At 40.3% G+C, this 24,804-nt stretch carries 19 protein-coding genes, 2 rRNA genes and 2 riboswitches (1 of these 23 running past the window's edge); of the genes, 15 read left to right on the forward strand and 6 right to left on the reverse strand.

Features of this window, described 5'->3' with window-relative positions; all coding sequences use genetic code 11:
* The first annotated feature begins 1,573 nt into the window (after nucleotides 1-1,573).
* A riboswitch (purine riboswitch) is annotated at nucleotides 1,574-1,675 on the forward strand.
* A 240-nt stretch (nucleotides 1,676-1,915) separates the two neighbouring features.
* The 4 genes from AC623_RS09155 to AC623_RS09170 all read left to right on the forward strand — a co-directional run bounded on the left by AC623_RS09155 (nucleotide 1,916) and on the right by AC623_RS09170 (nucleotide 7,449).
* Nucleotides 1,916-2,851 (forward strand): nucleoside hydrolase, encoded by a 936-nt coding sequence (locus AC623_RS09155; RefSeq protein ID WP_049662165.1) that lies wholly within the window; start codon nucleotides 1,916-1,918, stop codon nucleotides 2,849-2,851.
* A 50-nt stretch (nucleotides 2,852-2,901) separates the two neighbouring features.
* Nucleotides 2,902-4,158, forward strand: a complete 1,257-nt coding sequence (locus tag AC623_RS09160) for a nucleoside permease (RefSeq protein ID WP_049662166.1) — start codon at nucleotides 2,902-2,904, stop codon at nucleotides 4,156-4,158.
* Nucleotides 4,159-4,931: 773 nt separating this feature from the next.
* Nucleotides 4,932-5,909: a S8 family peptidase gene (locus AC623_RS09165; RefSeq protein ID WP_049662167.1), complete on the forward strand. Its 978-nt coding sequence runs from the start codon at nucleotides 4,932-4,934 to the stop codon at nucleotides 5,907-5,909.
* Nucleotides 5,910-6,537: 628 nt separating this feature from the next.
* Nucleotides 6,538-7,449, forward strand: coding sequence for an endonuclease I family protein (locus AC623_RS09170; RefSeq protein ID WP_049666438.1), 912 nt, complete (start codon nucleotides 6,538-6,540; stop codon nucleotides 7,447-7,449).
* A gap of 148 nt (nucleotides 7,450-7,597) precedes the next feature.
* Here AC623_RS09170 and dapA read toward each other — a convergent pair whose 3' ends face one another.
* The 4 genes from dapA to AC623_RS09190 all read right to left on the reverse strand — a co-directional run bounded on the left by dapA (nucleotide 7,598) and on the right by AC623_RS09190 (nucleotide 11,512).
* Nucleotides 7,598-8,491 carry a 4-hydroxy-tetrahydrodipicolinate synthase gene (gene dapA / locus AC623_RS09175; RefSeq protein ID WP_049662168.1) on the reverse strand — a complete coding sequence of 298 codons (894 nt, stop codon included), beginning with the start codon at nucleotides 8,489-8,491 and terminating at the stop codon, nucleotides 7,598-7,600.
* Between the two features lie 128 nt (nucleotides 8,492-8,619).
* Nucleotides 8,620-8,802, reverse strand: a riboswitch (Lysine riboswitch).
* A gap of 269 nt (nucleotides 8,803-9,071) precedes the next feature.
* On the reverse strand, nucleotides 9,072-10,076 hold the full coding sequence (locus AC623_RS09180) for a sensor domain-containing diguanylate cyclase (protein ID WP_049662169.1): 1,005 nt from the start codon (nucleotides 10,074-10,076) through the stop codon (nucleotides 9,072-9,074).
* A gap of 8 nt (nucleotides 10,077-10,084) precedes the next feature.
* Nucleotides 10,085-10,906, reverse strand: a complete 822-nt coding sequence (locus AC623_RS09185) for an alpha/beta fold hydrolase (RefSeq protein WP_049662170.1) — start codon at nucleotides 10,904-10,906, stop codon at nucleotides 10,085-10,087.
* Nucleotides 10,907-11,200: 294 nt separating this feature from the next.
* Nucleotides 11,201-11,512, reverse strand: a complete 312-nt coding sequence (locus AC623_RS09190) for a YmaF family protein (RefSeq protein WP_053104108.1) — start codon at nucleotides 11,510-11,512, stop codon at nucleotides 11,201-11,203.
* 188 nt (nucleotides 11,513-11,700) lie between these two features.
* Between AC623_RS09190 and ureA the strand changes: the two genes are divergently transcribed.
* The 6 genes from ureA (at nucleotide 11,701) to AC623_RS09220 (ending at nucleotide 17,594) form a co-directional block, all read left to right on the forward strand.
* Nucleotides 11,701-12,054 (forward strand): urease subunit gamma, encoded by a 354-nt coding sequence (ureA, locus tag AC623_RS09195; RefSeq protein ID WP_082174374.1) that lies wholly within the window; start codon nucleotides 11,701-11,703, stop codon nucleotides 12,052-12,054.
* Between the two features lie 41 nt (nucleotides 12,055-12,095).
* Nucleotides 12,096-14,141 carry an urease subunit alpha gene (ureC, locus tag AC623_RS09200; protein WP_049662171.1) on the forward strand — a complete coding sequence of 682 codons (2,046 nt, stop codon included), beginning with the start codon at nucleotides 12,096-12,098 and terminating at the stop codon, nucleotides 14,139-14,141.
* A 10-nt stretch (nucleotides 14,142-14,151) separates the two neighbouring features.
* Nucleotides 14,152-14,868 (forward strand): urease accessory protein UreF, encoded by a 717-nt coding sequence (locus AC623_RS09205; protein ID WP_049662172.1) that lies wholly within the window; start codon nucleotides 14,152-14,154, stop codon nucleotides 14,866-14,868.
* Nucleotides 14,869-14,904: 36 nt separating this feature from the next.
* On the forward strand, nucleotides 14,905-15,573 hold the full coding sequence (gene ureG, locus AC623_RS09210; RefSeq protein ID WP_156187017.1) for an urease accessory protein UreG: 669 nt from the start codon (nucleotides 14,905-14,907) through the stop codon (nucleotides 15,571-15,573).
* The gene (locus AC623_RS09215; RefSeq protein WP_049662174.1) at nucleotides 15,570-16,388 is read left to right on the forward strand and encodes an urease accessory protein UreD; all 819 of its coding nucleotides are present in this window, start codon (nucleotides 15,570-15,572) and stop codon (nucleotides 16,386-16,388) included. The genes ureG and AC623_RS09215 overlap by 4 nt, the downstream gene beginning before the upstream one ends.
* A 327-nt stretch (nucleotides 16,389-16,715) precedes the next feature.
* Nucleotides 16,716-17,594: a DMT family transporter gene (locus AC623_RS09220; protein ID WP_049662175.1), complete on the forward strand. Its 879-nt coding sequence runs from the start codon at nucleotides 16,716-16,718 to the stop codon at nucleotides 17,592-17,594.
* 232 nt (nucleotides 17,595-17,826) lie between these two features.
* Here the strand turns inward: AC623_RS09220 and AC623_RS09225 are convergent, their stop codons facing one another.
* Nucleotides 17,827-18,654, reverse strand: coding sequence for a glycerophosphodiester phosphodiesterase (locus tag AC623_RS09225; protein ID WP_049662176.1), 828 nt, complete (start codon nucleotides 18,652-18,654; stop codon nucleotides 17,827-17,829).
* Between the two features lie 330 nt (nucleotides 18,655-18,984).
* Between AC623_RS09225 and AC623_RS09230 the strand changes: the two genes are divergently transcribed.
* Nucleotides 18,985-19,803 (forward strand): STAS domain-containing protein, encoded by an 819-nt coding sequence (locus AC623_RS09230; RefSeq protein WP_049662177.1) that lies wholly within the window; start codon nucleotides 18,985-18,987, stop codon nucleotides 19,801-19,803.
* 128 nt (nucleotides 19,804-19,931) lie between these two features.
* Here AC623_RS09230 and AC623_RS09235 read toward each other — a convergent pair whose 3' ends face one another.
* A complete protein-coding gene (locus AC623_RS09235) occupies nucleotides 19,932-20,273 on the reverse strand; it encodes a GlpM family protein (RefSeq protein WP_049666446.1) in 342 nt (113 codons plus the stop codon).
* A gap of 124 nt (nucleotides 20,274-20,397) precedes the next feature.
* Between AC623_RS09235 and AC623_RS09240 the strand changes: the two genes are divergently transcribed.
* The 4 genes from AC623_RS09240 to AC623_RS09255 all read left to right on the forward strand — a co-directional run.
* Complete coding sequence (locus AC623_RS09240) at nucleotides 20,398-21,294, forward strand: LysR family transcriptional regulator (protein WP_049662178.1); 897 nt, start codon at nucleotides 20,398-20,400, stop codon at nucleotides 21,292-21,294.
* Between the two features lie 217 nt (nucleotides 21,295-21,511).
* A complete protein-coding gene (locus tag AC623_RS09245) occupies nucleotides 21,512-22,015 on the forward strand; it encodes a GNAT family N-acetyltransferase (RefSeq protein WP_049662179.1) in 504 nt (167 codons plus the stop codon).
* Between the two features lie 516 nt (nucleotides 22,016-22,531).
* A 16S ribosomal RNA gene (locus tag AC623_RS09250) occupies nucleotides 22,532-24,083 on the forward strand.
* Nucleotides 24,084-24,286: 203 nt separating this feature from the next.
* Nucleotides 24,287-24,804: ribosomal RNA gene (locus tag AC623_RS09255) — 23S ribosomal RNA — on the forward strand; it runs 2,414 nt beyond the window's last position.
* Together the 16S and 23S rRNA genes form the textbook arrangement of a ribosomal RNA operon.

Consider the following 24,804-nt stretch of genomic DNA (forward strand, 5'->3'; position numbering starts at 1 on the left):
CAGGTTTATTTTTGTTTAAAACTACTCAATATTCTCGACTCTGTAGGATGTTTTGGACGCAGTCAGCCTTTATTCCAGCCACTATTATTAATGCGCTTTTCAAAAACCTCGATTTGTTTCTGAAACTTTAAAGAATTGTTAATGACTTGTTGTTTGATATCCTTTAAATTTGCAGGGATCATATTGGGATCATCCTTGTTTTTTCGCATTTTTCCAATGCATATACATCCTTTTTTATAGACACTATATGCATTCTCTCTATTTACCATACTATACGAGCCTAGCAATTAGTAATTCGAAAATATCCTGCTTTTGCGTCATGCCACCATCGCTCACTATCATTCTGACTCTGCGTAAAGAAGAGGATTCCAATATCTATACAGACAATCCTCAGTTTAACTTATATAAGTCTCTTACCCTTTTTTCTTTTTGTAAATATAGATGGGGATGCTTCAGCTTTTTTACTATCACGTTGATTTTAGTTTTAGGGTCAGAAGAACATAACAGTACCTCTTTACGGCTTTTACTTGTTCTTTTCGCTTGACTCCCACATTATTTTAGGAACTATCGTATTGATTCAGGGACAGATGAATTTCCAATCCAATTGGCACTTTTCAAGCACTCCAACAATCAAAAATTAGGGGAGGGGAGATTCAGTACAAAAGAGTTGTCTTGGGGGATCGTATAGCTATACAGGACGAGTAAAGCTATATTAATAATAGGAAACAGCGAGAAATGCAGATCGGTATAATCATGGTTTGCGATGTTACCATGGTGAACAAGTGTGTATATAAAGGAACCTCTCATCGAAAAAGAGAAACTTTTATAAACTTGCTCATCAGCTCAAAGTGGAACTTCATACAACTTGTTCAGTAGGGACGAGAAGTTACAGGGGTATATAATGAAACAGTAAATAGAATTGACTTTGTTTATCAATATAGCAAACCAGGAAAAGTCAGCCGATATGACAGTTGTAGATTTATAAAAAAGATAGAGCATTTAAAACAAAGTTCGATTGTTACATAATTTTACAGTGAATATTTTTGAAAGCTATACAAATTAAACTTAATCGAAATCAAGATGCGCCTATAGAGGTGTGTCTTTTTGTTATTAAGCCAGGTTGTTGAGGAGACAGGAGGAGTAAGAATACTCATAAAGATGGTTTGTTGAGCATTTACGAGGTAATGGGTTACAAGAGTTGAAGAACTGTGAGCTGTTTAGACAGCTCATTTTTTATTGAAGAATGAAGCAGGGTTTTCTTTTTATCTAAATGAATAGAGTAGAACTTCACTTTCTGAAATATTAGTGAATGTCCACCTTGGTTCGAATCATGGGTTAAACCAAAACCTTCACAACGGACCAAATCCCGACAATTCCGATGTTATATTTTGCCGAACATAGCAGTTGAGGGATTTGGGCCACCCCCCATATTGAAAAAGTGTAAAAGCAGTTTAGAGGAAATAACATTATAAACGCTACAAAAAACGAATGGAAAATTAGTAATTAATGTAAAACGTTCGTGATTTGGTTGACGGAACTCTGAATTATTGTTATTATAATTCCAAATTAAATGTAGAATAATGTCGCATGCCGTCGTATAAAATTGGGGATATGGCCCAATAGTTTCTACCAAGCCGCCGTAAAGGGCTTGACTACGAGGTAAGTGTAAATGGAAGAAGCGATCAATTCTTCCTTTTGTATTTACACATGCCCTAGTCAATGCTCCGGTAGCTATCGGAGCATTTTTATATTTTAAGATGTGTATAAGCTATCATGAGAGGCAGCACTTCAGGGGAATTTTGGTGGATCTTAGCGTGGAACAAAGTGCGACGTTATTCGAGTGTTCCAACAAGAAAACAGTTAGGTGAATCCCAAACAATTTATAAAAACTCATCATGAAGGGATTGAGAGAATAATGAAGGAGAAAATTTACTTTAATCATGATGGCGGAGTTGATGATCTTGTTTCGCTATTTTTATTACTAAAAATGGACACAGTTGAGCTCACAGGTGTTTCAGTCATTCCGGCAGATTGTTATTTAGAACCAGCAATGTTTGCGAGCCGAAAAATTATTGATCGTTTTGGAAAAGGCGGCCTTGACGTAGCCGAGTCAAATTCACGCCCCAAAAACCCTTTTCCAAAAGATTGGCGTATGCATGCGTTTTATGTTGATGCCCTCCCGATTTTAAATGAATCTGGAAAAGTTGTAACACCAGTGGCTGATAAACTAGCACATCTTCATTTAATAGATACGGTTTTAGCAACTGAAGAGAAAACAACGTTATTATTTACAGGCCCGCTTACTGATCTTGCTCGTGCATTGGATGAAGCTCCTGAAATTGAAGAGAAAATTGAAAGACTTGTTTGGATGGGGGGCACATTCCGTGAAGCAGGAAACGTACATGAACCTGAACATGATGGAACAGCGGAATGGAACGTGTTTTGGGATCCTGAAGCAGCCGCTCGTGTATGGGATACCAGCATAGAAATTGATTTAGTGGCGCTTGAAAGTACAAACCAAGTACCGCTAACTTTAGATGTACGTGAGCGTTGGGCTAAAGAACGCAAATACCTGGGTGTTGATTTTCTTGGACAATGTTATGCGATGGTACCACCACTTGTTCACTTTTCAACGAACTCCACATACTATTTGTGGGATGTGTTAACAACTGCATTTGTTGGCAATCGTGATCTGGTGAAAGTACAAACCATTAACAGCATTGTACACACAGACGGTCCAAGCCAAGGCCGTACAGTTGAAAGCGCTGAGGGACGACCTGTCAATGTCGTTTATGATGTGAATCGCGATGCGTTCTTTGATTATATAACTGAACTAGCTAAAAAGGCTTAATGATTAGAAAAGTACAGCTTAGACACTAACAACTTAGAAAGAGGAAAATGATGACGACTAAATATCAACTTAAAATTATGATCTTTCTCCAGTTTTTCATTTGGGGATGTTGGCTAGTTACACTTGGCTCGTATATGATCAATACATTACAGTTTTCTGGCTCACAAGTTGGAGCGGTTTATGGCTCATCTGGACTTGCTTCTCTTATAATGCCGAGTCTGATAGGGGTTATCGCTGACCGATGGATGAAAGCGAATAGATTGTATGGAATTTGTCATTTTCTTGGAGCGATTTGCTTATTTATAGCCGCACAAACTTCGGACCCAACCGTTATGTTTTGGGTGATGTTTTTTAACGCTATGGTTTTCATACCGACGATTTCATTATCCTATACCATTTCCTATATTGGTTTAGAAAAAGAAGGACTCGATACGACGAAAGAATTCCCATCCGTTCGTGTATATGGAACCGTTAGTTTTATTCTTGCCATGTGGATCATTAGTCTTGGCGGATTTGAGTTAAGCAATATCCAGTTATACATTGCTGCAGGGGCTGCCGTTTTACTAGCACTCTTTTCATTTGTATTGCCTGATTGTCCAACATCAAGTGTTAAGAAGGACAAGTCGTTGGTAAGCCATTTAGGACTTGACGCTTTTGTCCTATTTAAACAAAAGAAAATGGCCATCTTTTTCGTGTTTGCAATGCTGATAGGTGCTGCACTGCAAATTAACTTGGCATTTGCTGACCCCTTCCTTCATGATTTTGCGCTAAATCCTGACTATAAAGAAAGTCTTGCTGTGAAATATCCAGCGATTTTATTATCAATTGGACAATTTTCAGAAGTAGTCTTTATTCTAGCCATACCATTTTTCTTACGTAAGTTTGGGATTAAAACGGTCATGCTTTTGAGTATGGCGGCTTGGACAGTGCGATTTGGTTTATTAGCTTTTGGAGACCCAACTGGATTAGGGTTCATCTTATTACTATTATCCATGCTAGCGTACGGTGCAGCGTTTGACTTCTTTAATATTTCTGGATCGATGTTTGTAGATAAAGAAGTGGATCACCGAATTCGTGGGAGTGCCCAGGGCTTATTCATGACAATGGTGAACGGGCTAGGGGCTTATTTAGGAGCTGTGATTAGTGGGAAAATAGTGGATTATTTAACGGTTGACGGAGTAAAAGACTGGCAGAATATCTGGTTAGTTTTTGCAGCCTATACCATCGTTCTTGGAATCTTATTTGCGATAAGTTTTAAATACAAAAATAACCAGGATACAGTGAACCATGTAAATAAAGCTACCTAATCTGTATGATTTAGAGTCAAGTTAGGATATGAGCTATAAAAAAGCAGCCAATTTCTCCTTCTTTGGGGAAATGCTGCTTTTTTGAATTTTAGTAGTGTGGAAAGAGGTCATATGTAAACACTGATTTTGAAAAGAGGGGGCTCCATTACTCATCCATATTTTTCGGAATTTAGCAGATAAACATTTTCATATAAAGGATATTCAATTAAACATTCACTTAGTGTAACTCTTAAGGATTTTGTTGAATCGGGGCTGAATTTGTGACAAGTAAATAGATTTTTTTGTTCAATTTAAGTTGGTGTGAATTTGAGATCAAGATGAACCTTTTAAAAAAGTTTAATCAAAAATGCTGTATTGCAAGATTTTTTCTTATTCAGCAATCGGGCACGGTTGTTGAGCAATACAGGTAGAAAATGATCAATCTTTTTTTCAAAACGGCTTCTTTTATTTATTTTAAATTTGTTTTTTTGATAGGGCCATAACTAAAAGTAATCTCTCTTCATATCGTTGCAGGAGTGCTCACACGCAATACAAGGTAGGTTCTCCCTTTGGCTCTGTCATTCAGTCAGAACAGCAGGATGACATACTCCTCTCCAAAAGAACAAATAAGGAAAATGGATTTCAATTAGCTATAGTCAAACTTTGGGATCACTTTTATACTGATAATCTATTAAATGATCCTACAAATGGAACTGTCAGAAAATACAAAAAACTGTTAAAATGTAGGGAACACCTAGAATTAGCTTCAATTTAATCTCTTGAGGAGGGAAAAAATGAAGCATTATGTTCGGGTAATTCCATACCAGGTAATTGAACAGTCAGAAGAGGTAAAAGAAGTTCCAAAAGGCGTGGAATTGATACAAGCTCCTAAAATTTGGAGCGAAGCAAAGGGCAAAGGCATAACGGTGGCTGTCTTGGATACAGGCTGCGATACGTCACATCCCGATTTACAAGAACGGATTATAGGCGGGCGAAATTTTACGGATGATGACGGAAGCAACCCTGATATATTCAAGGATTACAATGGGCATGGAACTCATGTTGCCGGAACGATTGCTGCCCAGAAAAATGACAAAGGCGTGGTTGGAGTCGCTCCTGAAGCCAGTTTACTCATTGTGAAAGTATTGAATAAAAAAGGCTCTGGACAATATGAGTGGATTATCAAAGGCATCAATTATGCTATAGAACAAAAAGCGGATATTATCTCGATGTCACTGGGAGGTCCAAATGATACTCCTGAACTTTATGAAGCGATCAAAAGGGCTGTTGCCAACAATGTCCTCGTGGTTTGCGCAGCAGGGAATGAGGGGGACGGCGATGACTCAACTGATGAATTCGCTTTTCCAGGCTGTTATAATGAAGTGATTAGTGTAGGTGCGGTTAATCTTGAGCGGCGCTCTTCCCATTTTACCAATTCCCATAATGAAATCGATTTAGTTGCCCCAGGTGAAGAAATTCTTTCTACGTATTTAAATGGAAAGTATGCGACTTTAAGCGGAACTTCCATGGCTGCACCCCATGTTTCTGGAGCCCTTGCTCTCATAAAACTTCTCGCGAACAATAGCTTTGAACGGAAGCTCTCAGAACCTGAGCTTTATGCTCAATTAATTAAAAGAACCGTTCCACTGGGTAACTCTTCAAAGCTTGAAGGAAACGGGATGATCTATTTAACGGTCCTTGACCATTTGGCAAAAGTATTTGATCAAGAAGTTAAAACCATGTTTTTAAATAATCAAGGAATTATCAGCTAAAACAATTTCATTGAATGGGGAGAAGCCCGTTGACAGATAGTTTCCTTTAAGTGGATTCTTCTGTTAACAAATAATAGACCGGGATTAAGACCGAGCGTTTTGGTGGAATATAACCCTAGATTGTTTTAGAGAATGATATAAAACACAATAGAATAGGGATTCTCAAGGGTGGTTAGCTCGTCCTCAGAAGAAAGGAGGGGGAGTGCTCGTGACGGTCTTTGAAGCGTTGATGTTAGCATGTACTGTTGCAGGCTTAATCATAGGAATGCTGTCATTTGACCATAAAAAATAACCCACCCTTGAGCCTGCAAGCATAAAGGGTGAGTTAGGTTCGTTTTGAATAAATTATAGCGATCGCCCTAGCAGGGAACCGTCTATTGTATCGACCGCTTGGTGTTCCAGCACCAGCGGTTTTTTATTATATGCTACTTTATGATTATATAATACCCGAAATCGAGCAAGGAGAACAATAAAAATGTCGAATTTCGATAAAGTTCTTTTAATTGTAATGAAACTGCACTAAAAGTAACAATAATGTAAAACATACGATTTCCCGCTACTTCCTTAAATGCGTTTTTATGTTGGTGATTATAAAATGTAATAAGAAAGGGGAAGCACATTGGATAACATGAAAAGAGTAGCTGAAAATAAAAAAATAGGTTTAACAGCTGCATTACTAGAATTAGAGCATAATAAAAAGATGTTTGAAAGTGAAAAAGAGTATTATGACGGGGAAAAGGATCAGCGTATAATTACAAACTATTACGATCAAATTTATTTCAATGAAGCGGGCAAAGAAGAATTATTTAAACAATTGAATCAGTTAGTTGCCAGCACACATATTAATTGGCTTCCTTATAACTCCAAAACCCGAAATCGTCTTTATTCACTAGTCGACCTTCAGACTGATGGGAACTTGAAGAGCATATATTCAGGAAAAGAAAAAGATCCTGAACAAGTCATGAAAGAAGATTACGAATTAGACCGGAAAAGAGAACAAGCTTATGACGAGTTGTTAAAAAGTAACTCGGTTAATAGCGATAATATACAAGAAATAATGGCCTCCTTTGAAAGTGAAAACATATACAATTGTGAACACGTTGTTCCCCAATCATGGTTTGAGAAGCGTCACCCCATGAAAGGAGATTTGCACCATCTTTTTACGTGCGAAAGAGAATGCAATTCCTTAAGATCTAATCATCCTTATTATGATTTCGTCGATTATTCCCCTAAAATGGAGATGGAAGTCATCAAAACGCAATGCGGAAAATATGAAAAGGCTAGATTTGAGCCTGAAAGCGGCAAAGGAGAGGTTGCCAGAGCAACGTTATATTTTTTATTAAGGTACCCAGGAGAAATCAGCCAATATAGCAATAAAGACATTGAACTGTTGCTGAAGTGGCACAGTGATTATAAAGTATCTATTTATGAAAAACACCGCAACAAGGCGATTTTTGATATTCAAAAAAACCGGAATCCCCTAATAGATTTCCCGCAATACGCTGACAAAATAGATTTTATGTTAGGTTTATCTAAATGATTAAGTAAAATTGGAATCCATCCGCTGTTTGGTCATATTTTAAAGTGAAGTTAAATAGATGAATAAGCGGGCCTTAGTGTGGAAAAGCACTAAGGCCCGCTTTTTTAAAGAAAAGAATCTATTTCGTTTACAATGGATTAAAAAGCTTTTAAGAAGTAGCTTTTTCTTTTCTATCTAGTAATTGCAATGCTTCTTGTAATGAATTTTGTTCTTCATCATTTAGAGGAACCATCGGTAGACGAACACCGCCTACAGGGATTCCCGCTAGGTTTAATGCCGCTTTTACAGGGGCTGGGCTTGGTGCCGCAAATAGCGCTTTGATGATTGGGAGGAGGTTGCGATGGGCTAAAGCAGCCTCTTGGAGTTTACCATTTTTAAAGTTTTCAATCATCACTTGCATTTCGTTCCCAATAACATGAGAGGCAACCGAGATCACACCTGCGCCGCCAATCGATAATACTGGTAAGGTTAAACCATCATCACCGCTGTATAATGAAAAATCTTCAGGTGTTTGGCTGATGATTTCCGTCATGGCATCTAAATTGCCGCTTGCATCTTTAATAGAAACGATATTTGAAATTTTTGATAGGCGAACGACCGTCTCAACAGACATATTGACAACGCTTCGTCCAGGTATATTATACAGCATAACCGGTAGTGACGTAGATTCAGCAATCGCTCTAAAGTGTTGATACAATCCTTCTTGAGACGGCTTGTTATAGTAGGGAACAACGAGCATAATGCCATCTACGCCTGTTTTTTCTGCAAGCTTCGTTAACTGAATAGAAGCTCTTGTGTTGTTAGAACCGGTACCCGCAACGACAGGAACTCTGCCGTTCACGACTTCAACTACAAATTTAAATAAATCAACTTTTTCTTCCGTTGTTAATGTAGGGGATTCTCCAGTCGTACCAGCTACTACTAAACCGTCCGTACCGTTGTCAATTAAATAGTTGATTAAATTTTTAGTCGCATGAAAATCAATCTCGCCATTTTCATCAAAGGGGGTCACCATTGCAGTTAAAATTTGTCCGAAATTCATTACTTCTCCACGTCCTTTTTAGTTTTATATAATAGAGGGAGAAGGGCAGTAGTTAATTAACGCAAAAAAGCAGCAACAGGGCTTCGTTGCTGCAGTAGAAACAATTATGTAACAAAAATTATTTCTGTGCGTAAGATAGCCCTCCATATAGTTTTTTCCTATATGACAGTTCTGTATTTATTCAATAACAGACCCAGCTTCAAGAAATATGAGATTCTTTCAGCTTCGGCAGATTCCCCTTTTCACAATCGTCATCGGACCTCATCATCCTCAAATTATGTACTCATGGTCTCTGCGCCTCTATCCTTACTTCAAAAAATATTGAAATAAGTAAATATGTAATTAAATTATACAATATCAGTTTTTTCATAGATTTGCAATGAAAAGTTAGGTTCGCCTCTAAGCATTTTTTGGAACGCGCTTCAAAGAGTAGCGATCTCCAGCTGATGAAATAAAACAGGATCATCCAGTGATGGCGGAAGTGGCTTATACACTTTTGGAAAGAGCGTATTTAATTCACAAAAGAGCAGTCGAAAAGATGTATGATTAAAAGCCAACAGATCTGTTGACTTTTAATCTATTATATAAGTGAATTCGGACCTGCCGAGCGGTGTAAAAAATCAAAGTGTGTCACTCGGTTGCGGCCGTTCCGTTTAGATGAGTAGAGCGCTCGATCAGCTTTAGATTGGAGAGAGGTCACCGTATCCTCTAATGACATGGTCACAGCTCCAATACTAACGGTAAACGAAGGGGAGGTTGAATAAGATGCTTCGGCAAGGGAACGGATTTTTTCACCAACTTGTAAGGCCTGCGGCTGATCAGCATTAGGAAGAATCACCGCGAACTCTTCTCCTCCATATCGAGCCACTACCTCATCTTCTTTCGTTGATTCCTCAAGCAATAGTGCCAATACCTGTAAAACTTTATCCCCCGCTAGGTGACCAAATGTATCATTAATATTTTTAAAATGATCAACATCAAGAAGAAGGAGAGAAAGGGGGAGGGAAGACTCCTGGCATAGGGACATATTTAAAGATAAGGCTTCCTGAAAGCTGCGCCGATTCTTAAGGCCTGTCAATCCGTCTGTCTCTGCCAATACCTTTAAACGGGAGTTCATTTCCACAAGCTCTTGTTGTTTATGCTCTAATTGCCTCTGTAATAGCTCAAGTTCTGTGATCATTTCTTCTTTTATCCGATTTTGCTCTTCCATTTCTCTTTTAATTTCCAAGATTGATTGCTCATATTCACGGCGGCGTTTCATCAGGGTAAACATGCAATGAGTAGCAGTCTCTTTCTCCGTCACCTTGCGCAGAGCATTTAGCAGAAACGGCAGCGGATGCTCTCCTTTTGGTTGAAGAGGGAGATACATTTCTTCCACAGTACCTTGTAACTGAATTAACGGAAAAAAATACAATTGAAAAAAGGAACGGCCGGAAACCGTCATAATACAGTTGATATGTTTTCCTCGCAACTCATTTATATCGTATCCAAGCAAATTGAGCAATGTTTGGTTGATTGTTAGAACCGTGCCATCATCAGCGAGAGTCAAATAGCCACAAGGGGCATGATTTAAGTGTTCATCCATTTAATGGTCTATTCCTTCACGACTAAGTTATGTTTCAAATAGCCTTGAATGAGGCCAATGGTTTCTTCAGGATGACTGAGGTGAGGACAATGACCAGTAGCCTTCATTAAACGCAGCGTACTATGAGGCAAATGGCGATGCATATAGTCGCCGACAGTTAATGGAGCAATAGCATCTTCAGCACACTGCATAATAAGCGATGGCACGACAGACTTGGGCAAGTCAGCCCGGTGGTCGGATAAGAAGGTGGCAGCCGCAAACTGGCGGGCTACGATCGGGTCTGTTGAGCAAAAACTATCAGATAATTCTTTTGAAAGTTCAGGGCGATCAGGATTTTTCATAATAACTTGTGAAAGATAATTCGCCCAGCCAATATAGTTCATCTCCATCAATTCCATTAATTCTTCGATATCTTGCTTTTCAAATCCTCCCATATAATGAGGCGGTTTATTTAAGTAACAAGGAGAGGGGCCAACCATAATGAGCCGCTCAAAGTATTCGGGTTTTTGGATAGACGCCAGCAGTCCAATTATGCTTCCAACAGAATGCCCTATGAAAATAGCCTTTTTTAATTCTAGGAAAGCACAAATGTCCAGTACATCTTGTGAGTATCCGTAAAGGCTGCTGTATCTTTCAACATTGTAAGCAGTATAATCAGAATTTCCCGAACCAACATAATCAAACAGAACGATTCGATATTTCTCTTCAAAAGCGGGGACAACGAGCCGCCACATATTTTGGTCACACCCGAACCCTGGAGCAAAGAGAATGGTTTGCGTTCCTTTTCCTGTAATATTTATATTATTGCGTTTGAGAATACTTTGCTGCATAATGATCCCTCTTTTTTGTAAATTGAAATGAAAATTGTGGAACAAATTCATTACTTTTACTTGCGATATAGTTCTATTGTACTGATTTATATTTTAAGCATCAATCTATTTATTTTGTAAGTTATACGCTAAAGGATTTAAATCCATTGAAATGTAAAAACAGAAAGGTCTATAATCCTTTCTGTTTTTTTATATCGTTGCTATTTGTTTCTTAAGTGTATAGAATGCAATGATTTTCCTATACAAACATCAATCACTTAAACAGTACCTAGTACCATTTATTTCATTTCGTTTTTAATCACGAGACATCATGGTAGCACCTTGGAATTGATGATAATGGGAAGGGTAACCTGTAGTAAAGCCCTGGAAATAATGGATATGACCCCCGCCTTGCAGCGGTATAGCAGGACCTGTTCTTCCTCGGATTTCATGTCGATGTCCATCGATGTAATGTGTCCAAGTGATGTATTCGTGTGTATGGGGGACTCCGCTTGGGGCTGGTTCTGTCGTTCCGGCGTATTCATGTGTATGATCTATCTCTATGGAAGTCATTCCAAGGAATTCGTGGACATGTCTCTCCCCCTCTGTATACCCTCCGCTATACACGGTTTCTTCCTCCTTTCTTTCCTTTAAATAATGTAATTCTTCCTTTTGTGGAGGTTGACTTTTAATATAGTATGCCGCACGGAAAATAAATGACTTTTTTCGAATATAAAAGGAACGGAAGAATATATTTTCATAGAGATAATTGGCAGAGAAAAAAATAGCGTTGAAGCGAGTTCGGGGGGAGAATGATGTATCTTACCCAAAACGAAAAGGAAAGTTTATTCGTTGTTGTAGCTGCGTGGCTGGCAAAGGAAAGGTTAGCTAAAGGAATGAAGCTAAGCTTTCCTGATGCAGTAGCTTTAATCACGTTTGAAGTGATGGAAATGGCGAGGACAGGCCAATATTCGGTATCAGATCTGCAAATATACGGGAGAGACATTTTATCCGAAGAGGATGTTATGGAGGGAGTGCCCGCGCTCATAAGCAAAGTCAATGTTCAAGCTACATTTCCGGATGGAACTAAGTTAGTCGTCATTTATCCCTCTTTTCATTCACCACAATTTCCAAAATCAGCAGAAGAAATTGGACAACAATATCCTTAACTACTTCTACTTCATTATCGCAACAAGAGGAGGGAAGCTGCTTGAGACCCGGTGAATACTTTTTAAGAAGTGAACCGATTCTGATTAATCAAGGAAGGAAGACGAGAACCGTCACTGTAATCAATAGAGGAGACCGTCCGCTTTTTGTCGGCTCACACTACCATTTCTATGAGACGAACCCTGATTTATTTTTTGATAGGGATCTAGCGAAAGGAATGCGTTTAAATATAGGAGCCGGAGAAATCGTCCAATTTCCACCGGGTGAGAAGAAAAGGGTAGAGCTAGTGGAGATTGGCGGCCGGAAATACGTATATGGCTTCAGGGGATATGTGAATGGACCCGTAAAAGAAATTGCCTCTTCTAGCTTTAGTAAAAAGTTAATCGCAAGAAGCCAATATGCCAAGAAATACGGGCCTACGGCGGGCGATAAGATTCGATTGGCTGATACAGATATCATTATTGAAGTAGAGAAAGATCTCATCGTCTACGGTGATGAGCTTCGATACGGATGGTTAAAAAATATACGCGATGGGATGGGAATGGCTCCCCATGCAACAAGAGAGAGTGCTCTTGATTTAGTCATTACTAACGTCCTTATATTAGACTATTGGGGAATTATTAAAGCAGATATCGGAATTAAAGATGGAAAAATTTACGGAATTGGTCACGCGGGCAACCCAGATTATATGGATGGCATTCATCCAAACTTAATTGTAGGACCTTCCACTGAGGTTATTGCTGGTGAAAATATGATTATTACTGCTGGAGGGATCGATTCGCATATTCATCAAGTGGACCCGCAGCTAGTAAAAGCAGCGCTAGAAGCAGGGATCACTACGATGCTTGGTGGAGGAACGGGCCCAACCGCTGGCTCAATAGGAACAAATATTTCCCCTGGATCCTGGTATATTCATAGAATGATGGAAGCGGCCGAAGATTTTCCGATGAATTTCGGTTTTTGGGGAAGAGGAAATGCCTCGTTTCCCGAGCCTTTAGAAGAACAAATAGCAGCTGGAGCAGCCGGTTTAAAAATACACGAAGACTGGGGAGCAACTCCGGCGGTTATTGATAATTGTCTGACTGTTGCGGACAAGTACGACATTCAAATTTGCATTCATACCGATTCAAGTAACGAATCTGGAACAGTAGAAACCACTTCGTTAAAAGCGATTAAAGGCAGAGTCATCCATTCGTATCATACAGAAGGGGCAGGTGGAGGCCACTCGCCTGATATTATTCAAGTAGCTCGAGAAAGTTACATTTTGCCGTCGTCCACTAATCCGACTCGGCCTTTTACGATTAATACAGCTGAGTCCAATTTGCAAATGATGTTTCAGGTTCATCATGTCAGCAGGGATGATCCAGCGGCCATAGCGATGGCAGAGGCGAGAATTCGTCCACAAACAATGGCTGCTGAAGGAATTTTACAAGACATGGGGGCGATTAGTGTCATGTCCTCTGACAGTGAGGCGATGGGACATGTGAGTGAAACGATTATACGGACATGGCAGACAGCGCATGTGATGAAACACTATCGCGGCCGTTTAGAAGAGGAAACAGGAGATAATGATAATTTCCGGGCAAAGCGTTATGTGGCTAAGTACACGATCAACCCAGCTATTATACAAGGTATTTCCGAAGTTGTGGGTTCGATTGAAGTCGGCAAACTGGCTGATCTTGTGTTATGGAGGCCAGAATTTTTTGGGATAAAGCCCGAGCTCGTTATGAAAGGAGGCTTCATTGCCACTGCACCAACAGGGATGGCGAATGGGGGAGTGGCGAGTGTTGAGCCCGTAAGATACCGGCCGATGTGGGCAGCATTCGGAAAGGCGCCTAAAAGTATTTCCTATACCTTTACGTCAAAAGCGGCTGTTGAGCGGGGGGTTCCGCAAAAACTAGGACTGGAAAAGCAGATTTATGCGGTGCGGAATACGAGAAACATTAGCAAAAAGAATATGATTTTAAATGATGCCCTCCCAGAAATTACGGTTGATCCAGAAACATTCCACGTATATGTGAATGGAGAGCCGCTTGATAATCCACCAGCTGCCACCTTACCGATGTCACAAAAATACTTTTTATTTTAAGGTGATCTGCATGACAAACGAGTGGAAGATTTTTCAGCTTATTGATTCGGCCTTGCCCACTGGTGCGTTTTCTCATTCATTTGGTTTAGAAACAGCTTTTCAAGAAGGAGAGATCACTAGTCCAGAAACTCTTTATGAGTGGGCTTATCACTATATTATTGGAAGTCTTGCTCCTACAGAGGGAATTGCCACATTCATTGCCTATCAAACTGTCAAAAACAGATGGAATGGAGAAGAATTATCTAAGTCTATACAAAGCGATTTACAGCGTTTAGATAAAAAATTAACGATCAGCAAAATGCCTTCAGAGTCACGGGAAGGTGGCATAAAGCTAGGTAAGCGGTATTTGAAAATTGTTAATACCTTATATCCGAGCGCCGGCTTATCACAATATGCTGATTGGATTAAGGATAAACGCTGTTACGGAAATTCCTCTATTGTTCATGGGTGGATTTCAGCTTACCTTGCAGTATCGTCTAGTACAGCTATTTTCACCTATCTCTATTCCAGCATCAATAACCTGTTGCAAAGTGCTTTGAGGTTAACGGCCGTTGGGCAAACAGATATTCAAATTATTTTGCAAAAGCTGCATCCTTTATTAATCAAAGAGGCTGAAAAAATTCATAATCGTTCTTATACAGAAGATGACTTATACAGCTGTGCCATCATCCAAGAAATTCAAGGGATGCGTCATGAAATGCTGTACTCAAGGCTATTTATGTCATAGCCTGCATTCGCTAAAACGAAACAGGGAGTGGGTAAAATGGGGCATCATCATAATTTCAGCTGGAGCTACCGAAAGTTTAAGGGAGACCGGCCGATGAGAATTGGGATTGGCGGGCCGGTTGGTTCAGGAAAAACAGCTTTAGTCCGAGCGCTATCTGAGGTTTTGAGAGCTAAATACAAAATCGGCGTCATTACGAATGATATATATACGAAAGAAGACGAACAAATCTTAAAAAAGAGCGGTGTACTCCCTTCGCATCATATTATTGGCGTCGAAACAGGCGGATGTCCGCACACGGCTATTCGTGAGGATGTCTCAATGAATTTTGAAGCGGTAGAAGAGCTAACCGAGGCCATTCCCGATCTCCATCTTATTTTTATCGAAAGTGGCGGAGATAATTTAGCTGCTGCTTTCAGTCCGGAGCTCGCTGATGTGTTTCTTTACATCATTGACGTGGCACAGGGAGATGACATTCCAAGAAAGGGCGGCCCCGGCATTAAACAATCCGATGTTCTGATCGTCAATAAGGTTGATTTAGCTCCTCACGTGAGGGTTAATTTAAATACAATGAAGGAAGACTGCCGAAAACAGCGCGAAAATAAGCTTACGGTATTTACGAACGTACTTAGCGGAGAAGGAGTAACAGAGATTGCGGAATGGCTCGCAAAAGAATATCAAGGAAGAAGAGAGGAAGCAAAGAGGTGACAGTCACCGGAGAATGGCGGGGTACTGTCAGCAAAATGAAGGGGCGAAATGTCTTAGCCCACTTAAAGCGTCACTTTCCTCTTACGGAAGCAGAATTTGAAGGAGAGAATGGGGAACTCATCATCTACTTAATGTCCGGTTCACCAGGGTTATTTAATGGCGATCGACAAAGAGTATGTTGTCGGATAACGGATGAAGCCCATCTGTTTTTAACCAATCCATCAGCTACAGAGCTGCATCCTTCCTTAATAGAAGAAGCGATCCATCAAACTGAAACATTCCAATTAGGGGAAAATAGCATCCTAGAATATCTTCCCGAGCCCCTCATTCCCTTTAAAGGAGCAAATTTTAAAGGGAAAACATCGCTTTATATGGAGGAGGGTTCTCAAGCCATTGTTAGCGAGATCATTACTGCCGGGAGAGTCGGACGAGGAGAAAGGTTCGAATATAAGCGTTTCGCCTCTCAATTTGAAGTATTTTGGCAGGGAGAGCTCCAAGTTTGGGATTCATTCCAGCTTGAACCAAGGATGGATAGAGAAGGTCCAGAACTATTCAATCGCTATACGCATATAGGCACCTTATGGATTTTATCAGAAACACTTTCGGCAGGAGACCTTGAATATATCCAACATAAAGTAATCCCCAAGCTGCCGCAGCTGGACTGCTATGGCGGAGCAAGTTTATTGCCGAAAAATGGAATGATCATTCGTCTACTCGGCCATTCCTCTCAAGAGCTGCAGGAAGCTATAAAAATATGTTGGGATTATTTTCGGCAGCAGCTGTTTCACATGCAGCCGCTTGAAGTGATCAAGTAGAAAAAGAGTTCACTAATTCAGAGTAATGAATTAAATGACGATTATCGGATTCTTGCCCTCTGTCCGCATCTGCTAACAAGCAGCGGATAGAGGTTTTTTAGTGTTGGAGCTGTAACATTCTCAATTCCGATCTCTTTTTGTCATAGAGCAAAATAGGGATCTTTACACTTACTGTTATTTTTCTCTTCCTCTCTCTTTAAGATTCTCCTACAATAGAAAAAGATAGCTTCACCCGTAGAACAATCTTTTTATGCACTTCTTAAGCATAACGTTGTGTTCATAAAAAATAACGTTTGCTGTAACGTTGCTACTTTGGAGGAAAGTCAGATGCAGGCAGAATTAAAATTCGCCATTTCTATGGCTATATTCGGTTCAATCGGTTTGTTTTCAATAAAAACAGGTCTCCCATCGATTGAATTAGTTTTTGTGCGTTGTCTCTGTGCCACTGTTCTGTTAGGAGCTGTATGGGGATTTCAACAATTGAACACAAAACAGCAGAACAAGCGGGCAATCCCGCGTAGAGAATATTGGCTCGCCTTGTTATGTGGGGTGTTTTTAGTTACGAACTGGATCTTTTTCTTTCGATCTTTTGAAGTGATGCCTATTACAGTAGCCGTCTCTATTTATCATTTGGCACCGGTGATTGTGCTGCTTCTCGGTTCATTTATTTTCAGAGAAACACTAACAGGCAAAGGGCTGCTGTTTTTCTTTATTTGTTTTTTAGGCACGCTGTTAGTTGGAGGAATTCACCAGCATACCACGGTTTCTGGATTTTTATCGACCGGGGTCCTCTGGGCGTTTGCGGCAGCTTTATTCTATGCGCTTACCTCGATGACAGGAAAGGGAATTCAAATCCTCAGTCCAGTGGCGACAACCGTCATTCAAACATCTCTAGGCGTGTTACTGCTCTTGCCGGTGGTGGACTGGTCTTATTTTACGCAGCTTACTGCCGAGAATTGGCTTTATATCTTGATTACAGGGTTTGTTCACACAGGAATTGTCTTTTATTTATTTTTTAGCAGTTTGCGAGACTTAAAGGCTCAAACCATTGCGATTTTAGTATTTGTAGACCCGATTGTCGCTATTTTGCTGGATGTCACGTTTTTGGACTACCGACCTGATCTTTACCAAATTATTGGAATTTTACTGGTTTTTGTGGGAATCAGTTATTCACCGCAAAAAGAAGGGAGCTTAGCCAAAACCTAGACTCGCTTGAGTAAGCGAATGACAGGAGACAGGCGATTTTTAATCGTTCAAAATCACAAAATTAACATTGTGCAAAATTCAATAACAGAACATAAAAAAAGTTTTAAAAAGAAGAGTATGGCTGTAACGTATTAGTATCTTTAGTAATTGGATGAAAAGGCTCTGTGTCATAGTTAGTTGACACAGAGCCTTTTCATCTAAATAATTTGATAGCATCTTAAAGGATAAAATGCTAGTTTCTTGGATCTACATAATCCGGATAATCCGTTATAATAGCGTCTACATCCATGCTGAACAGAAAATCTGCTGCTTCCTGACTGCGAACCGTCCATGAAGAGATTTTCATGCCGAGTGAGTGTACGTCATTTACTAAGTCCTTCGTTACAATTCCGTAGCTAGGGTTAAAATAGTCGGCATAAGTGGAAAACTCTTTTAACGCTTGCTCTGTCGTATGAGATTTAGAAGAAGTAAGAACTCCGATTGGCATCTTCGGAAGAAGAGCATCCATTTTCTTCATCGATTCGAAATTAAACGATTGAATAATGATCTTCTCATTTTGCGGGCGGTCAAGATTCCGTTTTTTCAATTGTTGAGCGACACTTTCTTCAATCCCTGGATAAAGTTCTGGTGATTTCAACTCTATCAAAATACCAATCTTTCCGCGATAACGATCAAGTACTTCCTCAAAGGTTGGTATTTTTTCGCCTTTAAATTGCTCTCCTTTAAAACTGCCAGCATCAAGGGCGCTAAGCTGCTCGTAAGTTAAATCTTTTACTTTTCCAGTGCCGTCAGTCGTTCTGTCCACTGTCGTATCATGGATAATAACTAACTTTCCATCCTTGCTTCTTTGAACGTCAATTTCAATATAGTCTGCTTTCATTTCCACCGCTTTGTCAAAAGCAGCAATCGTATTTTCCGGCGTATATCCAGAGGCACCGCGATGAGCTACATTATCCATCTGTCTGAATTCTCCAGTTGTTTTTGCCGCAATAGGCTGCTGAAGTGGACTACATAACAAAGTGAATGCTAAGCTCATTCCTAATAATGTTTTTTTCTTCATGCGCTCATCCTCCTATGTATAATTAGTACAAGGTTAATAATATCGTAGGAATGTTTAGCTTAAATGAAGAGAACGTAAAAAATATTCAAATTTTGCCGTATTTTACCGAAATTAGTATTTTAAAAAGCAAAAAATCAATATACTATTTTATATGAAGGAGAACAAAGGCCTTCTCTTATTGAGCAAGAAACAAAAGCTAATGTTTAATGTGCAGAAGATGTAGCATGAGAGAATTTATTAGAAAATGTAATAAGAGGCCATAATAACTATGAAATTATTCTATGTTTAAGTTACAATTAGTTAACTAAAGAGGAGAAAAGGTGAGGGTCAGTGAGTTCTTTTTTAAATTTTTCTAACTACATCCGTAAAAGTGTACAATCTTTATCCGTTGAGGTGGTAGACGCTGTTCTTCATAAAATGCAATTAACCATTCCAGAATGGGAGAAAGAGCAAGCGATCAATATGTATAATGAACTTTTAGCCTTCTTCGGGGAATCACTCTTGTGTGAAAAGGATGAGGCGGTTCCAGAGGCGCTAGTCGAGTGGAGTAAGAAGAATGCGGCTATGCAAGCTACTGCCGGGCGCAACATTTCAGAAATAGTCGTACGTTACCCGCCAACAAGGGATGTTTTTAATGAACTGTTAACAGACATTAGTTTGGAACTTGGGCTGTCTGTAAAGGAGCATGCTTTTATTATTAAAAGAATAAATAACATGCTGGATATTAGCTTAAATGAAACTTTTTTCGCTTTTGAACGTCTTTCTAATGAATTTAAGGAAGAAACGCAAAAAGAATTAGCTAAATTATCAGCGCCTATTGTTCCGGTTAAGGAAGGAATCGTCGTCCTGCCTTTAATTGGTGAAGTGAACGATTATCGAGCAGCCTATATTATGGAAAATGTGATCCCGAAAATAGCCGAACTAGAGGTCGATCATGTTATTGTTGATTTTTCTGGAATTTTAACGATTAACACACAGATAGCAGACTATTTCCGACAAATAGAAGAAATTCTCCATTTGATGGGGATGCATGTGATCACTACCGGTTTACGTCCTGAACTAGCTCAAACAGTCGTAAATGCCGGAATAGATTTCTCTAGGCTTGAGGCTTATGCAACTGTTAAGCAAGCATTAGAAAGCATTCAATAATTTTTTATTCGCCATCCTATACAAAGAGCGATAACGCTCTTTGTATTTTTTTATTTACTTAGTTGTTTAGGTGAAGAGATCTAATACGCGCTCACTAAAGTTAGGGTTTAACAAGAGGGTTACTGCTTTTACATACTAACTTTCTGAGAAATAAAGTACATGTACCCCATCATATAAAAAACATAAATAATAAAAGCGCCTGCCACAGCGTGTAAAGGTTTGAGCCAATTTGTCAGTAAAAAAATACTGCTCATTAAAACCACTGCTCCAACAGCACCAAAAATAGCGTTTTTTTGTGTGATTCTAAAATCTGCGAGATTCATGTTTTTCATTTGTAAACTTATATTAATCAGTGTCATGATCGGAAGTAACGTGATGACACCAGACAAAAAAAGATATTTAGATTTGCTTAACATAGAAGCAGCAACTAGGATGCTTCCTCCTATAGCAAATTGGACGATGTAACTCACTGCTTTCTCTCCCTTGCATATAAAAGTTTTAGCTGCCATCATTTTATTTCCTAGCTATATATAAGTAAACTAAATATAATTGATATCAAATATAATAAAAACTTATATCTTAGGGGCTGAGCTGATGAGCTTAAAAAAATATATCACGTATATCAAGGTAGTCGAGACGGGAAGCCTGACGAAAGCAGCTGAAATCTTAAATTACACACAACCGAGCATTAGCCAAATGATTAGCAGTTTAGAAGAAGAATACGGTTTTTCACTGTTAGTAAGACAAAAAAACGGCGTAAAGCCGACGGAAAACGGATTAAAAGTGCTAAAAGCGATGCGGGAGATTGAAAAAGGCTATGGAAAGTTATCTGAAACGGTTGATGAAATTAACGGATTAGAAACAGGGAACATTCGAATAGGAGCTTACATAAGCATTGCGACGAACTGGATGCCTAAGATCCTAAGCGAATTCAAACAGTTATATCCTTTCATAGAGATTCAATTATACGAGGGAAATGCCTCTGAACTGGAACGTTGGCTAGACGAGGATAAAATAGATTTCGCCATTGGTTCTTCTTATCATAACAAAGGATATTTTCGTTTTTTGTTAGAAGATCCCATTGTAGCTGTCATGAACTCGCAGCATGAACTGGCCCAATCAGATGTTATCGACGTTCGCACACTAGAATCAGTTGAATATATTTTGCCCTATTCAGATTCCTTATTTGAGGTGCATGATCTTATAAAAAAAGCAGGCATTCAACCACGGGTTGCTTACCGAATAAGAGGAGACGAGACGATCATCGCCATGGTAAGAAATAATTTGGGGATCAGCTTACTGCCAGAGTTGTTATTAAGTCATTCTACTTTAGATAATATAACGGTTAAGCCGTTAAGCAGCTATACCTCTAGAAAAGTCGGAATTCTAACAAATACAACAAAGCACGCGCAAACACCGTCTATTCATAAAATGATTCATTTTATTGAGGAATGGGTTGAAAAGCATCACCATAAAGAGAGATTTAATTAGTATGTTAATGATGGTCTTCTAAAGAAAACTGGGAAGGAAGTGTTTATATGCAATTAACGATTAACGCTAAGAGTGATTTCCTATGAAAAATAATTTGTGATTAACGGACCAGCTTAACTTAAGGTGAATTCCCTTAACTACCCTATTAAAAATTGATCGTGATTGTGAACGCTTTGCTATCCAAAACTAAGTATAAAAAGAACTGAGGGAGCAGTTAATGAACATTCGTATTTTAAAAGAGTCCGATGCCAAGTTGTATCAAGAGATACGACTGAGTGCATTGAAAGTTAATCCAGAAGCATTTGGTTCAACATATGAGAGAGAGGTTGATTTTTCAGTAGAAACTATAAAAGAGCGAATAAAACCAACTAAGGATCAATTTATTTTAGGTTCTTTTAATGATAGTGGTTCTTTGGTTGGGATCGTTACATTTATACGTGAAGATAACCCCAAAGCGAATCACAAAGGGAATATTTTCGGATTGTATGTAATTCCAGAGAGACGAGGGCAAGGTTTAGGGAAAACACTAATAGCAGAACTTATAAGACAGGCGCAAAGTCATAATGGTTTGGAACAAATACGTTTAACGGTGGTATCTGATAATGATCCTGCAAAGAAATTATATAAGTCTTTGGGGTTCAAGGTCTATGGTATAGAACGGAATGCCTTGAAATTTAATGGAAAGTATTTTGATGAAGTGTTGATGGTTTTACAAATATAACTCTTGGGTTGCCTATCCCTTCTGAAAAAGAAGTATTGCCCTTGTTTTATGATTTTTATATAAAAGTTATAGAGGAAAAGTATATGAGAGAGCGAAGTATACAATAAGACGTTCCACATAGCATTACATATTTAATAGTAGGGAGAGCAGTTAATAAACTATTCGTTATATAAAAATACGGAAATCTTTATTCTGTTATTGTAGTTTTATAAAAGAAGCATTGTTATTGTTACTGTCAAAACAGGAGTTTAGAAGCTTTTGTTTTGATTTTGGCAAATGAAATTATAAAAATTTGTTATTGACTTTATCTTTTAGAACATGTTATATTGGTTATCCGCCGCTAAGAGCGACGGTTGCAGCAAAAAAGAATTTCAAAAAAATAGTTGACTTTCAATCTCGAATAATGTTATACTGAAATAGTTGTCGAGAGTGATCGGGAAATTGATCTTTGAAAACTGAACAAAATACATGCCAGTAAGTTAATTCTTATTTTTAATTATGAGCAAGTCAAACATCTTTTTGGAGAGTTTGATCCTGGCTCAGGACGAACGCTGGCGGCGTGCCAAATACATGCAAGTCGAGCGGACTTGATGGAGCTTGCTCTGTTCAAGTTAGCGGCGGACGGGTGAGTAACACGTGGGTAACCTGCCTGTAAGACTGGGATAACTCCGGGAAACCGGGGCTAATACCGGATATTCTTTCTTCTCCGCATGGAGAAGGATGGAAGGCGGCTTCGGCTATCACTTACAGATGGACCCGCGGCGCATTAGCTAGTTGGTGGGGTAATGGCCCACCAAGGCGACGATGCGTAGCCGACCTGAGAGGGTGATCGGCCACACTGGGACTGAGACACGGCCCAGACTCCTACGGGAGGCAGCAGTAGGGAATCTTCCGCAATGGACGAAAGTCTGACGGAGCAACGCCGCGTGAGTGAAGAAGGTTTTCGAATCGTAAAGCTCTGTTGTTAGGGAAGAACAAGTACGGAAGTAACTGTCCGTACCTTGACGGTACCTAACCAGAAAGCCACGGCTAACTACGTGCCAGCGGCCGCGGTAATACGTAGGTGGCAAGCATTGTCCGGAATTATTGGGCGTAAAGCGCGCGCAGGCGGCTTCTTAAGTCTGATGTGAAAGCCCGCGGCTCAACCGTGGAGGGTCATTGGAAACTGGGAGGCTTGAGTGCAGAAGAGGAGAGCGGAATTCCACGTGTAGCGGTGAAATGCGTAGCGATGTGGAGGAACACCAGTGGCGAAGGCGGCTCTCTGGTCTGTAACTGACGCTGAGGCGCGAAAGCGTGGGGAGCAAACAGGATTAGATACCCTGGTAGTCCACGCCGTAAACGATGAGTGCTAAGTGTTGGAGGGTTTCCGCCCTTCAGTGCTGCAGCTAACGCATTAAGCACTCCGCCTGGGAGTACGGTCGCAAGACTGCAACTCAAAGGAATTGACGGGGGTCCGCACAAGCGGTGGAGCATGTGGTTTAATTCGAAGCAACGCGAAGAACCTTACCAGGTCTTGACATCCCGCTGACCGGTCTGGAGACAGATTTTTCCCTTCGGGGACAGCGGTGACAGGTGGTGCATGGTTGTCGTCAGCTCGTGTCGTGAGATGTTGGGTTAAGTCCCGCAACGAGCGCAACCCTTGATCTTAGTGGCCAGCATTTAGTTGGGCACTCTAAGGTGACTGCCGGTGACACACCGGAGGAAGGTGGGGATGACGTCAAATCATCATGCCCCTTATGACCTGGGCTACACACGTGCTACAATGGATGGTACAAAGGGCTGCAAGACCGCAAGGTTTAGCCAATCCCATAAAACCATTCTCAGTTCGGATTGCAGGCTGCACCTCGCCTGCATGAAGCCGGAATCGCTAGTAATCGCGGCTCAGCATGCCGCGGTGAATACGTTCCCGGGCCTTGTACACACCGCCCGTCACACCACGAGAGTTTGCAACACCCGAAGTCGGTGGGGTAACCCTTACGGGAGCCAGCCGCCTAAGGTGGGGCAGATGATTGGGGTGAAGTCGTAACAAGGTAGCCGTATCGGAAGGTGCGGCTGGATCACCTCCTTTCTAAGGAAATTGTGAAATGTGACAGGCTCGTCCCCACAGAGTAGCCACAGAGAACTTCGTTCTCACAAACGAATTAACGGCACTGTTTTTTGTTCAGTTTTGAAGGATGAATTCCTTCTATATAGGTAAGTAAACTTGTTCTTTGAAAACTGGATAATATCGTATAAAAGTAACCAAGCAATAACCGAGTAATCGCCATTTTAGGTTAAGTTAGAAAGGGCGCACGGTGGATGTCTTGGCACTAGGAGCCGAAGAAGGACGGAACTAACTCCGATATGCTCCGGGGAGCTGTAAGTAAGCATTGATCCGGAGATTTCCGAATGGGGAGACCCACTGTTCGTAATGGAACAGTATCCCTGCCTGAATACATAGGGCAGGAGAAGGCATACCCGGGGAACTGAAACATCTAAGTACCTGGAGGAAGAGAAAGCAAACGCGATTCCCTGAGTAGCGGCGAGCGAAACGGGAACAGCCCAAACCAGAAGGCTTGCCTTCTGGGGTTGTAGGACACTCTATACGGAGTTACAAAAGAACGGTGTAGGCGAAGAGGTCTGGAAAGGTCCATCAGAGAAGGTAACAATCCTGTAGCCGAAACATCGTTCTCTCCAGAGTGGATCCTGAGTACGGCGGAACACGTGAAATTCCGTCGGAATCCGGGAGGACCATCTCCTAAGGCTAAATACTCCCTAGTGACCGATAGTGAACCAGTACCGTGAGGGAA

It is taken from the genome of Bacillus sp. FJAT-27231, assembly GCF_001183975.1.
Taxonomy (GTDB): Bacteria; Bacillota; Bacilli; order Bacillales; family Domibacillaceae; genus Pseudobacillus; species Pseudobacillus wudalianchiensis.

What these genes read in the sequence shown, in the direction of transcription:
- AC623_RS09155 (WP_049662165.1), top strand. Translation starts at nt 1,916, where the DNA reads ATGAAGGAGAAAATTTACTTTAATCATGATGGCGGAGTTGATGATCTT.
- AC623_RS09205 (WP_049662172.1), top strand. Translation starts at nt 14,152, where the DNA reads ATGACAAACGAGTGGAAGATTTTTCAGCTTATTGATTCGGCCTTGCCC.
- AC623_RS09165 (WP_049662167.1), top strand. Translation starts at nt 4,932, where the DNA reads ATGAAGCATTATGTTCGGGTAATTCCATACCAGGTAATTGAACAGTCA.
- ureG (WP_156187017.1), top strand. Translation starts at nt 14,905, where the DNA reads ATGGGGCATCATCATAATTTCAGCTGGAGCTACCGAAAGTTTAAGGGA.
- AC623_RS09240 (WP_049662178.1), top strand. Translation starts at nt 20,398, where the DNA reads ATGAGCTTAAAAAAATATATCACGTATATCAAGGTAGTCGAGACGGGA.
- AC623_RS09160 (WP_049662166.1), top strand. Translation starts at nt 2,902, where the DNA reads ATGACGACTAAATATCAACTTAAAATTATGATCTTTCTCCAGTTTTTC.
- dapA (WP_049662168.1), bottom strand. Translation starts at nt 8,491, where the DNA reads ATGAATTTCGGACAAATTTTAACTGCAATGGTGACCCCCTTTGATGAA.
- AC623_RS09185 (WP_049662170.1), bottom strand. Translation starts at nt 10,906, where the DNA reads ATGCAGCAAAGTATTCTCAAACGCAATAATATAAATATTACAGGAAAA.
- AC623_RS09180 (WP_049662169.1), bottom strand. Translation starts at nt 10,076, where the DNA reads ATGGATGAACACTTAAATCATGCCCCTTGTGGCTATTTGACTCTCGCT.
- AC623_RS09170 (WP_049666438.1), top strand. Translation starts at nt 6,538, where the DNA reads ATGAAAAGAGTAGCTGAAAATAAAAAAATAGGTTTAACAGCTGCATTA.
- ureA (WP_082174374.1), top strand. Translation starts at nt 11,701, where the DNA reads ATGTATCTTACCCAAAACGAAAAGGAAAGTTTATTCGTTGTTGTAGCT.
- AC623_RS09225 (WP_049662176.1), bottom strand. Translation starts at nt 18,654, where the DNA reads ATGAAGAAAAAAACATTATTAGGAATGAGCTTAGCATTCACTTTGTTA.
- AC623_RS09220 (WP_049662175.1), top strand. Translation starts at nt 16,716, where the DNA reads ATGCAGGCAGAATTAAAATTCGCCATTTCTATGGCTATATTCGGTTCA.
- AC623_RS09245 (WP_049662179.1), top strand. Translation starts at nt 21,512, where the DNA reads ATGAACATTCGTATTTTAAAAGAGTCCGATGCCAAGTTGTATCAAGAG.